Here is a 13,896-nt window from a genome sequence, read left to right as displayed (position 1 = left end):
GGCAGAATCGACGTGTGCGAGCGAGTCGGTTGCTTTCGGTCCTCCTGCTGCTGCAGGCCAGGGGCCGGATGACCGCGCAGGAACTGGCCGACGAGCTGGAGGTCTCGGTCCGCACGATCTACCGCGACGTGGAGTCGCTCAGCGCCGCGGGCGTGCCGGTGTACGCCGACCGTGGGCCAGCGGGTGGTTACCAGCTGCTGGACGGGTACCGCACCAAACTGACCGGGATGACCACAGCCGAAGCCGAGACGTTGTTCCTCGCCGGCCTGCCTGACCAGGCCAAACAGCTCGGGCTCGGTGAGGTGCTCGCGGCCGCGCAGCTCAAGCTGATGGCCGCGTTGCCGCCCGAGCTGCGCGAGCGAGCTCAGTCCATCCGGGAACGGTTCCTGCTCGACGCACCCGGATGGTTCCGGGAGGGCGAAGCCGCGCCCTATCTCTCCACTGTCGCCGCGGCCGTGTGGGAGCAGCGGCGGATCTCGGTGCGCTACCGGCGGTGGGGCAACGCGGAGGTGGACCGCCTGCTGGAACCGCTCGGAGTCGTGCTGAAGAACGGAACCTGGTACCTAATCGCTGCGAGCAAGGGCGAGCCGCGCACCTACCGGGTGTCGAGAATCCTCGCGCTGGAGCCGACGGATCAGAAGTTCGACCGGCCCCAGGACTTCGACCTCGGCAAATACTGGGAGGTCTCCGCCGAACGCGTGCAGGACACCCTGTGGAAAGGCGAAGCCACGGTCCGTCTTTCGCCAACCGGCCGCAAGATGGCGTTCCTGCTCGGCCCGGTCGTCGGCCGTGCGCTGCGTGATCACGAAGCCGAGCCCGACGAGGACGGCTGGATCACCGTCACCGTTCCCATCGAGACGAACATGCACGCCCTGCACGCCATCCTGCAGCTCGGCGCGGACGCGGAAGTCCTTGAGCCACAGGAACTCCGGGACATGTTCGTGAAAGCGGCCGCTGATCTCTCGCGGCTGTACTCCTAGCCGACGTCCCGAGCCATCAGGTCCTCTTCGGTTTCCCGGCGTACCAAGGGGCGGGCCCAGCCGTCGCGCACACCGACGATCGGTGGACGGCAGACCTGGTTGTAGTTCGAAGCAAGTGAATGGTGGTACGCGCCGGTCACGGGCACCGCGAGCACGTCACCCGCGTGCACGTCAGCGGGAAGTGAGACGTCTGTGGCGATCACATCTCCTGCCTCGCAGTGCCGTCCGACGACCGAAACGGTCCGAAGTGGAGCCGTGGAACTCCGGCCGGCGAGCCGAACCAAGTAGCGCGCGCCGTACAAGCTGGCCCGCATGTTGTCGCTCATCCCGCCGTCCACCGCGACATAGGAGCCCTTCACCGTGACGACACGGTAAAGCGTGATCCCCGCGTTGGCGACGAGGGCTCGGCCCGGCTCGATCGTCAACTGTGGCGCGGGCAGCCCGAGCGTGGCAGCCGTGTAGTTGACGGCGACCTGAACCCGTTGGGCGTACCCGACGAGGTCGAATTCCTGTTCACCAGGCAGGTACGGCACCGCGTGACCGCCGCCGAGGTCCAGTGACCGCGGCACGATCCCGTGCTGGTCCCGGATCTGGCCGATGAACTCGACCATCCGCCGGGCGGCGAGCTCGAAACTGGCCACGGACTTGATCTGCGAGCCGATGTGGCAGTGCAGTCCGTCCAGCCGCAGGCCTGGCTGCGCCAGCACGGCCGACACCGCGGTCATCGCCTCCCGCAACGGGAAGCCGAACTTCTGGTTCTCCACCCCGGTCGCGATCGCCTTGTGCGTGTGCCCGTCCACTCCCGGCGTCACCCGGATGAGCACACGCTGCGGATGTCGTGCCAGCGAGCCGAGCTGTTCGATCTCGTCGAGCGAGTCGACCACGATCCGGCCGACCTCGTAGCCGAGCGCCGCCTTCCAGTCTTCGGTTGTCTTTACGTTGCCGTGCAGCAGGATCCGCTCGGCTGGGAAGCCGACGGCGCGCGCGACCGCCAGCTCACCGGCTGAACACACATCCAGCGAGAAACCCTCCTCGGCCATCCAGTGCAGCACTGCACGGCAGGTCAGGGACTTACCCGCGTACGCGATCTCGAAGCCGGGCAACGCGGCCCGATAAGCCTGGCAGCGGCGCCTGACCTCGTCCTCGTCGAGGATGTAGGCGGGGGTGCCGAACCGTGCGGCGAGTTCGTTCACCGAGATGCCTGCGATGGACAGTCCCTCGGCTGTGGCGCTGGCACTGCGTGGCCAGACGTCCGGCTCCAGCTTGGTCTGCAGCGATCGACCTATACTCGGGAGCACATCTGTGAGAGTCACGTCCCCAGAACAGCGTCATTCAGCCGTTCCGGCCCCGGGCACGACGCGGTCATGATGACCAGAGGGGACTTGTTAGCGCGGTCTTGACGCCTCGAGTGACGGCGACCACTCAGAAGTTCTTGGCGATATCACGTGCTTTCTCGTGTGCTGTCCGGCGATCGGCGTCGCCGGTCGTGGTGACCAGATCCGGCCGGAACTGGATCTCGGTGATGTCGTGCACACCGGCCCAGCGCAGCCAGTTGTCCAGGTACGGCCGCTGGAAATCGGCTCCGAACGACGGTGGCAGCCCTTCGCCGTACACCGCGCTCGTGTAGATCACCGCAGCCTTCTTGCCCTGTAACAGGCCGGTGTAGCCGTGCTCGGGATCGAACGAGAACACCATGCCCGGCTGGCTGACGACGTCGATGAACTGCTTGAGGATGTACGGCACCGTCGCGTTCCACATCGGAACGCTGAACAGGTACCTGTCGGCGGCGTTGAACCGCTCGAACGTCCGGATCACCGCGTCCCATGCGTCGCCAGAGGGCTGCTGACCGGCGAACACAGCCATCTTCGCCGCTGCGGCCGCTGGACCGAACTCAGGCAGCGTGCCGTCCCACAGGTCAAAGGTGACGATCTCGTCTTCCGGATGCGTTTCCTCATACGTGTCAAGGAAAGTACGTGCGATCGCCAACGACTCGGACGCCTCGCCGCGTGGTGAGGCGGATATGTGCAACACAGTGCTCACGACTGACCTCTCGGTAGAAACGGACTTCGGTCCGGTTTCTTCAAGATTAGCGGACTACGGTCCGCTTGTCGCGCCGGTGAGGACCAGCTTGGTCAGTGCCACGGCACCTGAGGCGGCGCGTTCCGACGGGTAGTCGAGGGCTTTGTGCAGGTCAGCCGACAGTGGGGCGAGGATCGCGTGCGCGAGATAGTCGGCATCTAAGTCGGGACGGGCCTTGGCGAGCAGGATCGTCACGTGCCGATGCCAGAGCTGGTACGAGCCGATCCGATACCGAGCGCCTGGTGAGGCCGTCTCCGAGACGTGGATCAGATCGACATTGGCATCCAGGAAAGCCGCGTAGGCCTCGACGAACGCGATCAACCGGACATCGGCGGGCGCGTCCGGGCCGAGCGGCGGCGGGCCGGACAGGATGGCCTGTTGCAGCTCGCGTTCCCGGTCGTCCAGCAGTGCGACGGCGAGGCCGGACTTGTCGCCGAAGCGGCGGAACACGGTGCCCTTGCCCACCCGGGCCTCGACGGCGACTTGGTCCATGGACACCCTGGTCACGCCGTGCTTCTCGAACAACTTCGCCGCGGCCTGGAGAATCTTTTCGCGGTTGCGGGCCGCGTCGGCGCGTTCTCTCGGCGGCGTGGCACCGATCTTCAGTAGCTCATCGTCAGGCACAAGGGGACTGTAGTCCGAATCAGTGCTTGCCTGCGTACTCAGCCAGCATGTGTGCGAACTCGTGAGTGACCTTGTGCAGCGCACGCCGGTAGATCCAGCCCATGCCAGGCACTTTGGGCCGGAACGACGTGTGCCAACGGATGTCCGTGCCTTCGCCGTTCGGCGTCAGGTCGATGTCGGCGCGGTAGTCCTTCAGGGCGAGGCCGGACAGCAGGGTGTAGCTGAACCGCTTGTCCTGCACCAGTTCGGCGACCTGTTCGCGCATCTTGTACCGGCCGGTGTAGAAGTTGCGGATCGCGCCGACGCTCTCCGGCTCTGGTGAGCTGGCCTTCTCCAGTTCGAACCGCTCGAGTTTCGACCAGACCGGCCAGGTCGAGCCGTCCCGTAAGAGCGCGTAAACGCGGCTTGGCGCGGCGGCCGAATGGGCGTTGACCTCGAATTCCTGCTTCGCCATGTACCAGATGGTACATGTACCATGTGGTTCAATGGTAGACGCGAAGCAACAGCTGTTGTCCGCGGCAGTGGACTACGTGGCCGAACACGGAGTCGGTGAGCAGAGCCTGCGGCAGATCGCCGCCGGGCTCGGCACGAGCCATCGGATGCTGATCTACCACTTCGGGTCCAAAGAAGGCCTGCTCGTGGAGATCATCAAGGCGGTCGAGGCACGTCAACGCGAAGTCCTCGCCGACTTGGCGCATGAACCGGGCGAATCGGCCGGGGACATGGCCCGCCGGTTCTGGCGGCGGATCTCCGATCCGGCGCTGTGGCCGAACGTCCGGCTGTTCTTCGAGGTCTACGGCCAGGCACTGCAGGGCCGGCCTGGGACGACGCACCTGCTCGACGACGTGGTCCACGCGTGGCTCGACCCGGTCATCGCCCTCGGTATCGCCCAAGGCCTGTCCGAACAGGACGCTCGGGTGACGGCGCGCCTGGGCCTCGCGGTGACTCGCGGCTTGCTGCTGGACCTGCTGGCCACGGGCGACCGCGAGGCCGTGGACGCCGCGATGGAGCAGTACATCGTGAGTTACGAGGCTCAGCTGCCCGGCCGGACCAGCCCGCTCTCATAGGCCAGTACGACGGCCTGCGTCCGGTCCCGAGCGTTGATCTTGGTGAACAACCGGGAGACGTATGTCTTGACGGTCGCCGGGGTGAGGTCCAATTCGGCCGCGATCTCGGCGTTCGTCCGGCCTTTCGCGATCAGCCTGAGCAACCGGCTGTCCTGTTCGGACAGTTCGGGCAGCTTGACGCCGCCGGGCAGTGCGACGGTGTCCAGCAGGCGCCGGGTGACCGAAGGGGAGAGCACGGCGTCGCCTGCGTCAATCGCCCTGATGGCCTCGATGACGTGCTCGGGCGGAGCGTCCTTGACCAGGAACCCGCTGGCGCCTGCGCGCAACGCGGCGTAGACGTTGTCGTCGTGGTCGTAGGTCGTGAGCACGAGGACACGAGTTTTGGTGTCCTCGGCCAGGATCTGACGTGCGGCTTCGATCCCGTCCACGCGCGGCATCCGGATGTCGAGCAGCACCACGTCTGGCTGTAGTTCCTTGGTGGCGGCAACGGCTTCGGCACCGTCAGCGGCTTCACCGACCACGGACAGGTCCGGTTCGGATTCCACCGCCATCCGCAGGCCCATCCGGACAATGGGCGCGTCGTCGCAGATCAGGACCGTGATCATGCCGGCACCGGGAAGATCGCACGGACTGACCAGCCGCCTTCCGGTCGTGGACCGGCGCGCAGCGCGCCACCGGCGAGTTCGGCCCGCTCTCGCATGCCGGTCACGCCATGACCAGGGTTTACCGAGCCGCCTTCGCCGTCGTCGGTGATCTGCAGTTCGAACACGTCCGGCCAGTACTTCACGCTGACTGTGACGGCTTTGGCACCGGAGTGCCGAATGACGTTCGTCAGCGACTCCTGCACGATACGGAAGGCCGCGGCGCCTGCCGTCAACGGCATTCGCACTGGTTCACCCTCGATCTGGACCTCGACGTCCAGGCCGGTCTGCCTGGCTTCATCGACCAATGTGGACAGATGGTCGAGGGTGCGCACGCTGCCCTCCTGCACCGAGTCGAGCAGCATCCTGGTCTCCGCCATACCTTTCCGGCCGACGTCCTCGATCTTGACGAGCGCGGCGACTGCGGCCTCGGGCTTGGTCTCGGCGATCTTGCGTCCGCCGCCCGCCAGCACGACCATGCCGCTCATCGTGTGCGCCAACATGTCGTGCAGCTCCCTGGCGATCCGGGCGCGCTCCTCCGCTGCGGCTTGTGCGGCAACAGCTTCTCGCTCGCGTTCCAGCTGTGCTGTGCGTTCTTCCAGCTGGGCGAGGTAGGCGCGTTTGGTCCGGTGGTAGCGGCCAAGGAACCAGGCTGTGCCGACCCAGCCGAACGCGAGCAATACCGTGATCGCGAAGTTCTGATGGGTCTCCTCGGTGACGAAGTAACCCATCAGAACGATCACGGCGGTGGTCGCCCCGATCAGGCCCAGCACCGTCTTCGTCGGCTCGACTTTGATCGAGTACGCCGCCAGTCCGTAGAGCCCGAACCACGTGATGAACAGCAGCGGGCCTGCGGACTCCCAGTGCCACAACAAAGAAGCGATGAACACGAATGCCGTGCCGAGGAAGATCGCCCGAGGAAAGCGGCGGCGCCAGATCAGCAGCACACTGCCGGCGACGGCGACGGTGACCGGGAGCCAGCGGCCCCAGAAGAGAGTGGTCAGCACGACAGCGAGGATCGCGGCGAGCGCGATGTCCTGGCGGCGTTCGGTCCACATGGGCTCCACCATAGGCCCATCAACCCCGGTCAACTCGAACCATCACCCCTGGTCAACTCCAAATTCGGACCACAGGCCGATGCCCCCGACCCACCCGAATTCGTAGCGTGGAACCACACAAACCAGTCGGGGGACCAGATGAGAAAACGCATCACCTTGGCCGTGTTGGCCCTGGCCGCGGCCACGTTGTCGAGCGCGCCCGCATCCGCGGCCCCGCGCGCCATGGAGGTCAAAGACGTCGTAGAAGTCAGGCAGATCCCGGAAACCCGGATCTCGCCGGACGGCAGACAGGTCGCCTTTCTGGTGTCCGAACCGTCCGTGACCGCGAACAAGGTGGTCAGCCGGGTCATGGTCGCCGACTTCGACCGACCGGACCGGGCCAGATCGGTCTACGCGGGTGAACGGATGACCAACCTCGGCTGGCACGGCGACTCGATCACGTTCCTGAGCGCCGTGGACGGTGCCGACGAGGTCTGGTCGGTGCCCGCTGCCGGTGGCAGACCGCGCAAGCTGATCGACGCGCCGGTCCCGGCCGTGCCGATCGGCGGACAGCGGTTCGCGTTCTACAACTCCTACACACCTGCCCATGACGCGAAGGTCCTTCGACACGAATGGTCGCCGGACGGCCGCAGCCTCGCGTTCATCACGCCGCACCTGGTGCAGCCGGACACCCGCGCCGGAGTGGTGTACGACGAGAACAAGTACGGCCTTCAGTCCATTGTGGAAGGACAGTACAGTTCGGCTCGGGTCGGCGTGTGGCTGTGGGAGGCAGGTCGGCCCCGACATCTGACCGATCTGGACCTCGGCCCACAGGGCGGTCTCGGGCCCTCGGTGACGTGGGCGGCCGATGGCAGCCGGTTGGAACTGGCCTTCCGAGGCAAGTCCTGGGTGATCGACGTCCGAACGGGCGCGCAGGTCAACGTTCCGTTGTCGAACCCGCCTGCGCCGCCGTCACTCGGCACCGACAACTTCAGTGCGTTCTCCTATGCGGGAAATCGAGCCGCCGCCGTCCGTCAGACCTGGTCTGCTCCGCCTCGACTGGTGGTGATCGACGGCCAGCAGGTCCGTGACGGCCACAATCCCAACGCGCATTTCGCCGGAGTGCGGTTCCGGCCGCCCGTCGCAGCACAGTGGACAGACGTACACGGCCACCAAGCCAGTGGGTACCAAATCGTTCCGCCACAGTGCCAGTCGACGAGATGCCCGGCCATCGTCGTCACACACGGCAGGGATGCCTCGACCAACCGCTTCATGTCCGACACCCATGAGTGGCAGTACCCGTCACAGCTGTTCGCTGCCAAGGGATACGTCGTACTGGGGGTCGACGAATCCGCCACCGCCCCGGGTGGACCAGGCAAGGACTGGCCGGAGACCTTACAAAACCTGTTGGAACCCGTCGCCATGATGGAAGCCGCGGTGCGGTCTGGCATCGACGCCGGCTTCGTGGACCCGAACCGCGTCGGCATCGCGGGCTTCAGCCGCGGCGCCGAGGTCAGTCAGCTCGCCGCAGCCCACTCCACGATGTTCAAAGCCGTCTCCGCAGGCGAAGGAGGCAACGGCACAGTCGGATATTGGCTCTTCGGAGCCCAAGCCCCGAACACAGAAGAGACGGCAAAGCGCACCTTCGGCGGCTCACCCGTAGACCCCAAAGCAGCGGAACACTGGCGGCAGTTCGCCGCGGACTTACGAGCCGCGAATATCCGCACACCGATGCTGCTGCAGGCAGCGTCGTTCAACGCAGTGGCGAGCATGGAACTCCGCGCCTACCTGAAAGCCCAAGGTGTCCCCGTGGACCTGATCGTCTACCCCGGCGAAACCCACCTCTTCCACCAACCAGCACACCGCGCCGCGGCAATGACCCAGAACTTGACCTGGTTCGACCGCTGGCTCACTGCACCGTGATCGGACGGCTGGCGATGCCGTCCGTCGACCCGGCGGACGGCATCGATAATCACTAGTGAGATCCGCCAGAGTGCTCAGCGAAAGCGGTGGCACCTCGGGGATCCGCGCTGTGCGGAGCGGAGCGAGCCTAGGCCCTCTTGCAGGTGAGGTGATCTGGTCCGTCGGGGTGTCACGTCGCCGGAGGTATCCCGGTCGCTTCACTGATTTCCGACGCCTCACCGCCGGGTCCTATCCGGCGGCTCATGGACGAAGCCAAAGCCAGATCGCGGCGACGGTGATGGTGCCATCCAAGACGTAGGCCCGCTTGTCGTGCCTCCATCTTGGACAAACGTGGCTATTAGCCGGACCCTTCGTCGTTTGGCGTGCACAGTGTTGTTCGAACAGAACGTGGGAACGGACGCTGGGCGTGGTGCGGGGTGTCGGACCGTAAACAAAGACCCAGTAGGCCAACCGGAAGAACAAGGGCGGACGGCCTCCGGTCTTCGACCCGCGAGGCCTACAAGGAACGCAACACCGTCGAACGCTGCGTCAACCAACTCCGCCGACACCGCGCCGTGCCACTCGCTACGACAAGAATGAACTCATCTACCAGGGCGCCATCGACGTCGCCTCGATCCGCATCTGGCTCCGCCACCCAGTCACATGGTCACATGGTCACAGGCAGAGCCTGATCACGGCCGAGGATGGCGACCAGATCCTCAAGGATGCCAGCGAATTCCCCCGCCTGGATCTCCACCACAAAGACCGCTCCCACATGCCCGGGATGCTTGAGCAGCTGCTCCTCGCGCCAGAACTGGAACGTGAGCACCAGCTCGTCACCGTCGCGGAACAGGAAAGCAGTCACGTTGTCGGTCGTGGGTCCCCAGCGAACGAACCAGAACTGCTCCCTGAGCAGCTCATCCTCGTCGTCGTTCCCGGTCGCGGCGACGAACCGCAGATGGGTAGCCGCTGGCGACAGGCCTGTAAAAGGCAGGGTCCGCCCAAAGTACTGCCACCCGGATACGGTGGCAGCCTCATCGCCTCGCGCACAACGAACTCCGAAACCACATCGCACGTGTGAAGCGGCTCTGGTTGTCAGCAAACGGCATGATCACGGGACACGCTCTGAGCTGTGAGGAGCCCGCCCGCCAGACCTCGCGCGCCGCAGATCTGTCTCTGCTGACACGACCAGGTCGACCTGCCTTGTTTGTATTTAGTCACATTCCTCGCCCCTTTACCGGCGTTAGAATCGGAATGTTTCCTCCGCATCATCGCGACGCGGCGGACCAGGCGATTTCGACCGGGTGAGGAGCATGACGGAGACCGACAGGCCGCTCAGGGCCGACGCGCGGCGTAATCGGGCGCGGGTGCTTGAAGTCGCCCAGCAGGTCTTCGAGACCGAGGGGCTGGCTGTTCCGGTCGACGAGGTCGCCAAGCGGGCAGGAGTTGGCATCGGCACGGTCTACCGGCATTTCCCCACCAAGGAGGCGTTGCTCGAGGCCATCCTGATCAGCAGGGTCGAGGGGCTCGTCGCGGATGCGCAAGCGCTTGCCGACGCACCGGAGCCCGGTCCGGCGTTCTTCGGCTTCGTGGTTCGGATGGTCCGCAACGTCGTCGGCAACAAGGCCCTCGGCGAGGCGCTGGCTTCCTCAGGCCGTGACCCCGTCGAGGTGCTGGGGTCAGCCCACACGGAGTTGCGCGCTGCTCAGGATCACTTGCTTGCCCGTGCCCAACAGGCCGGCGCGGTGCGTGCGGACGTGACTGGCGCTGACCTGAAGGCGATCATCGTGGGGATCATCGCCGCCGAACGGCACGTCGACGGCGAGCCGGGCAGGCTGGGCTCGATCATGATCGAGTCCCTGCGCGCGTGAGAGCTCAGAGGTCCGCGAGGGTGTTCCAGAACATCAGCTCGTAGTTCAGCAACATGCGCCCGTGCCGCCGCGCCTCGTCCGGCTGCCAGCCGACGTCCAAAGCCGATTGAATTGCATTCAATGCATGCTGTTCCGGTTCGGGGACGGGCTTGGTGAAGAAGTCAAAGAATGCGCACGCGCGATCGTCGAATCCGTAGTGGGCGCGCAACGACGAGGCTATCGCCGCGCAGTATTCGCCCCACGCCGCAAAGTTGGCGAACAATGCCAACAGTGCGTCGACCGGTGAGGCGTTGAGCGCCAAGGACGCCACATATGCCGGATATGCCTGACATCCAGCCTGCGGCGTATAGCTGTCCAAATCGGCGCCTGATGCCTCGGCCAGTGGGACAAGCAGATTGAGCGCTACGCTCTCGCCACCGGCAAGGAAGCTGAAGAACTGTCTGGTGGACTGTTCCTCCGCGCGAGCGGCCAATGTCAGGAACGCCCGCCAGTCACTGGCGATTATGTGCCGTTCTTCACCGGCCAGCGCCGCGATGACCGACACTGGGGCCCGTCCGTCCGCAACCAGCGGTAGCAGGCGGTTTGTTCCAGGCAAAGGGGTGAGTTCTGCTTGGGTCTGACTCAACACTGCGCGGGCTGAGGTCGTCATTGCGCAAACGTTACGGGAACGAAGCATGGTGAACGTCACCTTCCCGGACACGTCACCACTAAGTTCACCGCACGTCTCAACCACATGAGAGCAGGAGGAGTACACAGGAGTATGGACTACCTACCGGACTTGGTCGCCGCGCAATGTGAGCGCGCGTACAAGTCCGAGATGGCCTACGAGCGTCTCGCCGGTGAAGCAGGCATCGGCTCCGAGCACGCCAGCCATCTGCTGCGGTTCGCGGTGCAGCGCATTGCCGAGGGCACAGCGACCACGGTGGATCCGTACGCCCTTGCCTCCGAGTGGATCCGCGCATCCCACTCACGCGCCCGGCCATGAGTGCCGGGCGCGCCACGCGACTCCCCCTCGCATCCGGCGTGTCCACGCCACACCAGCAAGACCCCTAGACATGCTGCTGTTCAGGCGCGGACACGCCTGTTACGTTCCGCTTATGGTCAACGATTGACTGCCGCGGCATTGGTTTGCAGGGGTGACTTGTCGACTCTTTTGGGAGACACCACTGCGTCACCCCACTGGAGCAGGGAGGGGCACCTGTGGTCGGGGTCGCGCGGGACAGCTGGCAGATCGAGCAAAAGGGCATTGACTGGGTCGGTGACACCGAGCGGCACAGCAGCCCGCCCAGCCTGTTCTGGCCGTGGACAGCGGCGAATTTCAGCTTCTTCACCGTGGCTTATGGCGTCTTCGTGGTGGGTTTGGGCCTGAATCCGTGGCAGGGCGCCTTGGCGGTGGCCATCGGGTTGGCGGTCTCGTACCCCGTTGTCGGCTTGGTCGCCCGGGCGGGTACCAAGGGTGGCGCGCCGACCATGACGCTCAGCCGGGCGGCCTTCGGGCACCATGGGAACAAATTGCCAACCTTCTTCGTGTATTTGTCGTTAGTAGGTTGGGAGACGGTCAGTGTCACGCTCGGTGTTCTGGCCACCCGCACGATCCTCGAGCGGATCAGTCCCGAACTGAACAACACACCCATGGTGGTTCTCGGCTTCGTGATCACGGCCGGGCTGGTCATGGCGATCGCGATCTACGGCTACGACGTGATCCTCCGGGTCCAGAAGTGGATCACGCTGGCTGTCGCCGTCGCGGTCGTCGGTTACCTACTGATCATCATTCCGGACCTCGACTTCTCGTCCAACACCGGAACGGCGGGCGTCGCGCTGGTGATCGGCGGCATCACGTTGGTGATAGCAAACGGCATCGGCTGGACACCAGGAGGCGCTGACTACAGCCGGTACACCAAAGGCTCGGCGAAGTCGGTGGTCTGGTGGACGGCGATCGGCGGTGCGACCGCGCCTGCCGTGCTGATGCTCTTCGGTGTGCTGCTGACGGCGGGTAATCCGGAGTTGGCCGCAGCGGCCGCAGCCGACCCGATCGGCGCGTTCGCCGTCGCCTTGCCGACGTGGTTCCTGATCCCGTTCCTGATGGCCACGATCCTCAGCGTGATCGCAGGCGCGGTGTTCAACCTCTACAGCTCAGGGTTGAACTTGCTTGCCCTCGGCCTGAAGATGCCGCGGTGGGTGGCGGTCGCGATCGACGGCGTGCTGATGGTCATCGGCGGGATCTACTTGGTCTTCATCGCGCCGAGCTTCTTCGCTCCCGTTCAGGCGTTCCTGATCGTCATCGGTGTGGTCACGGCGGCTTGGTCGGCGATCTTCGTGACCGACATGTTCCTGCACCGCAAAGGCGGCTACGACAAGGACGCGCTTTACGACCCGTCAGGCAGGTACGGTGCCTTCAACGCGGCCGGAGTGGTGTCGATCGTGGTGGCGATCATCGTCGGCCTCGGCCTTGTCACCTCGGCAGACGAGAACATCCGCACGATACTGGGCTACTGGCTCACGCCGGCTGCCGAAGCAGGCAACATCGGCGCCAGCAACATCGGCGTCGCCGTCGCGTTCGTCATCGGCGCTGCGCTGTATGGGTTGCTGAGCACGACTTTGCTGCGACCGGCTGGTCGTTCTGGTTGAGTGATCGGTCGTGCGCATCATCCTGGACACCGACCCGGGCATCGACGACTCGCTCGCGATCCTGTTCCTCGCGGCACAACCAGACATCGAAATCGTCGCGGTGGGAAGCGTGCACGGCAACGTGCCCGCCCCGGCAGCCGCCGAAAACGCCCTACGGGTCCTGGACATCGCGGGACTGCACAACGTCCCAGTGGCCGTCGGCGCACACCGCCCACTGGCGCAAGAACTGCGCACGACCGAGTTCGTCCACGGCGCCGACGGCCTAGGCGGCCAAGCAGGCCCAGCCCCAAGCCGCCGCCCAGCGGGCATCTCGGCCGCGGAACAGATCGTCACTCTGGCGAGAGCAAATCCCGGCGAGCTGACCCTGCTGGCGTTGGGCCCATTGACAAACGTCGCACTGGCAACGCTGCTCGAACCCCGCCTGCCGCACCTACTGCGCTCAGTCATGGTCCTCGGCGGAGCACTCGGCGTGCCCGGAAACGTAACCACCCACGCCGAAGCAAACATGTGGCACGACCCAGAAGCCGCAGACCTGGTGTTCGACAGCGGGTTCCCGGACATGACCCTGGTCAGCCTGGACGTGACGGAAAAAGCCCGAGCCGACGAAGCCTGGATGGCAGCACTGGCGGAAATATCAACACCCCGAGCCCAATTCGCCAGCGCGTTGCTGAAGCACTACTCGGACTTCTACTCAAGAATGTTCGGCTTCCGCACATGCACAATCCACGACCCACTGGCAGCAGTGCTACTTCAAGACCCGACTTTGGCGGAATACAAGGAAGTCGTGGTCACCGTGGAACTACGCGGCACCCACACCCGCGGTCAACTGATCACCGACTGGCGAAACATAGTCGACGACTCCGACATCGAAAGCAAAGCAGGCCAAGGAAGAACCCCAGTCCGCGCAGCGACGTCGGTGAACACGGAAGCCTTCCTGACCCGCCTGTTCGAAGCCTTGAAATAATCCTGACCCGCCCGACCTGGACAACCCCATCCCAGAAGAGGACATCCCCCACCACTCCCGGGGGACGACCCCGACCCAGTCTACCCGGGATAAGGCCTGGTCA

General features: G+C 65.1%; 15 protein-coding genes. 7 read left to right on the top strand and 8 right to left on the bottom strand.

The window, feature by feature from the left end:
* The first annotated feature begins 14 nt into the window (after positions 1 to 14).
* Positions 15 to 980: a helix-turn-helix transcriptional regulator gene (locus B9C43_RS14315; RefSeq protein WP_033382145.1), complete on the top strand. Its 966-nt coding sequence runs from the start codon at positions 15 to 17 to the stop codon at positions 978 to 980.
* Here the strand turns inward: B9C43_RS14315 and lysA are convergent.
* The 4 genes from lysA to B9C43_RS14295 form a co-directional block, all read right to left on the bottom strand.
* On the bottom strand, positions 977 to 2,293 hold the full coding sequence (gene lysA / locus B9C43_RS14310; RefSeq protein WP_084426776.1) for a diaminopimelate decarboxylase: 1,317 nt from the start codon (positions 2,291 to 2,293) through the stop codon (positions 977 to 979). The genes B9C43_RS14315 and lysA overlap by 4 nt on opposite strands.
* Before the next feature lie 109 nt (positions 2,294 to 2,402).
* The gene (locus B9C43_RS14305; protein ID WP_033382143.1) at positions 2,403 to 3,020 is read right to left on the bottom strand and encodes an FMN-dependent NADH-azoreductase; all 618 of its coding nucleotides are present in this window, start codon (positions 3,018 to 3,020) and stop codon (positions 2,403 to 2,405) included.
* 54 nt (positions 3,021 to 3,074) lie between these two features.
* On the bottom strand, positions 3,075 to 3,683 hold the full coding sequence (locus B9C43_RS14300; RefSeq protein WP_084426773.1) for a TetR/AcrR family transcriptional regulator: 609 nt from the start codon (positions 3,681 to 3,683) through the stop codon (positions 3,075 to 3,077).
* Positions 3,684 to 3,702: 19 nt separating this feature from the next.
* The gene (locus tag B9C43_RS14295; RefSeq protein ID WP_033382141.1) at positions 3,703 to 4,137 is read right to left on the bottom strand and encodes an SRPBCC family protein; all 435 of its coding nucleotides are present in this window, start codon (positions 4,135 to 4,137) and stop codon (positions 3,703 to 3,705) included.
* Between the two features lie 31 nt (positions 4,138 to 4,168).
* Here B9C43_RS14295 and B9C43_RS14290 point away from each other — a divergent pair, with 31 nt between their 5' ends.
* On the top strand, positions 4,169 to 4,750 hold the full coding sequence (locus B9C43_RS14290) for a TetR/AcrR family transcriptional regulator (protein ID WP_084426770.1): 582 nt from the start codon (positions 4,169 to 4,171) through the stop codon (positions 4,748 to 4,750).
* Here B9C43_RS14290 and B9C43_RS14285 read toward each other — a convergent pair.
* A complete protein-coding gene (locus B9C43_RS14285) occupies positions 4,717 to 5,355 on the bottom strand; it encodes a response regulator (protein WP_084426767.1) in 639 nt (212 codons plus the stop codon). The two genes, B9C43_RS14290 and B9C43_RS14285, sit on opposite strands and share 34 nt — an antisense overlap.
* Positions 5,352 to 6,449: a sensor histidine kinase gene (locus B9C43_RS55575; RefSeq protein WP_160096517.1), complete on the bottom strand. Its 1,098-nt coding sequence runs from the start codon at positions 6,447 to 6,449 to the stop codon at positions 5,352 to 5,354. The genes B9C43_RS14285 and B9C43_RS55575 overlap by 4 nt, the downstream gene beginning before the upstream one ends.
* A 138-nt stretch (positions 6,450 to 6,587) precedes the next feature.
* Here B9C43_RS55575 and B9C43_RS14280 point away from each other — a divergent pair, with 138 nt between their 5' ends.
* A complete protein-coding gene (locus B9C43_RS14280) occupies positions 6,588 to 8,351 on the top strand; it encodes a prolyl oligopeptidase family serine peptidase (RefSeq protein ID WP_160096515.1) in 1,764 nt (587 codons plus the stop codon).
* A 646-nt stretch (positions 8,352 to 8,997) separates the two neighbouring features.
* On the opposite strand, the gene B9C43_RS55570 is transcribed toward B9C43_RS14280, so the two are convergent.
* The gene (locus B9C43_RS55570; protein ID WP_143446331.1) at positions 8,998 to 9,195 is read right to left on the bottom strand and encodes a hypothetical protein; all 198 of its coding nucleotides are present in this window, start codon (positions 9,193 to 9,195) and stop codon (positions 8,998 to 9,000) included.
* 448 nt (positions 9,196 to 9,643) lie between these two features.
* On the opposite strand from B9C43_RS55570, the gene B9C43_RS14270 reads away from it, so the two are divergent.
* On the top strand, positions 9,644 to 10,201 hold the full coding sequence (locus B9C43_RS14270; RefSeq protein ID WP_033382129.1) for a TetR/AcrR family transcriptional regulator: 558 nt from the start codon (positions 9,644 to 9,646) through the stop codon (positions 10,199 to 10,201).
* A gap of 4 nt (positions 10,202 to 10,205) precedes the next feature.
* On the opposite strand, the gene B9C43_RS14265 is transcribed toward B9C43_RS14270, so the two are convergent.
* A complete protein-coding gene (locus tag B9C43_RS14265; protein ID WP_084426759.1) occupies positions 10,206 to 10,850 on the bottom strand; it encodes a transcriptional regulator in 645 nt (214 codons plus the stop codon).
* A 111-nt stretch (positions 10,851 to 10,961) separates the two neighbouring features.
* Between B9C43_RS14265 and B9C43_RS14260 the strand changes: the two genes are divergently transcribed.
* The 3 genes from B9C43_RS14260 (at position 10,962) to B9C43_RS14250 (ending at position 13,793) form a co-directional block, all read left to right on the top strand.
* Entirely contained in the window at positions 10,962 to 11,186 is a 225-nt protein-coding gene (locus B9C43_RS14260) for a hypothetical protein (protein WP_033382127.1), read from the top strand.
* 215 nt (positions 11,187 to 11,401) lie between these two features.
* Positions 11,402 to 12,829: a purine-cytosine permease family protein gene (locus B9C43_RS14255; RefSeq protein WP_160096513.1), complete on the top strand. Its 1,428-nt coding sequence runs from the start codon at positions 11,402 to 11,404 to the stop codon at positions 12,827 to 12,829.
* Positions 12,830 to 12,839: 10 nt separating this feature from the next.
* Complete coding sequence (locus tag B9C43_RS14250) at positions 12,840 to 13,793, top strand: nucleoside hydrolase (RefSeq protein WP_084426754.1); 954 nt, start codon at positions 12,840 to 12,842, stop codon at positions 13,791 to 13,793.
* Positions 13,794 to 13,896: the final 103 nt, after the last annotated feature.

It is taken from the genome of Kibdelosporangium aridum (genome assembly GCF_900176515.1).
Taxonomy (GTDB): domain Bacteria; phylum Actinomycetota; class Actinomycetes; order Mycobacteriales; family Pseudonocardiaceae; genus Kibdelosporangium; species Kibdelosporangium aridum.
The sequence above is the reverse complement of the archived record's forward strand: the minus strand, read 5'-3'. Positions and strand labels throughout refer to the sequence as shown.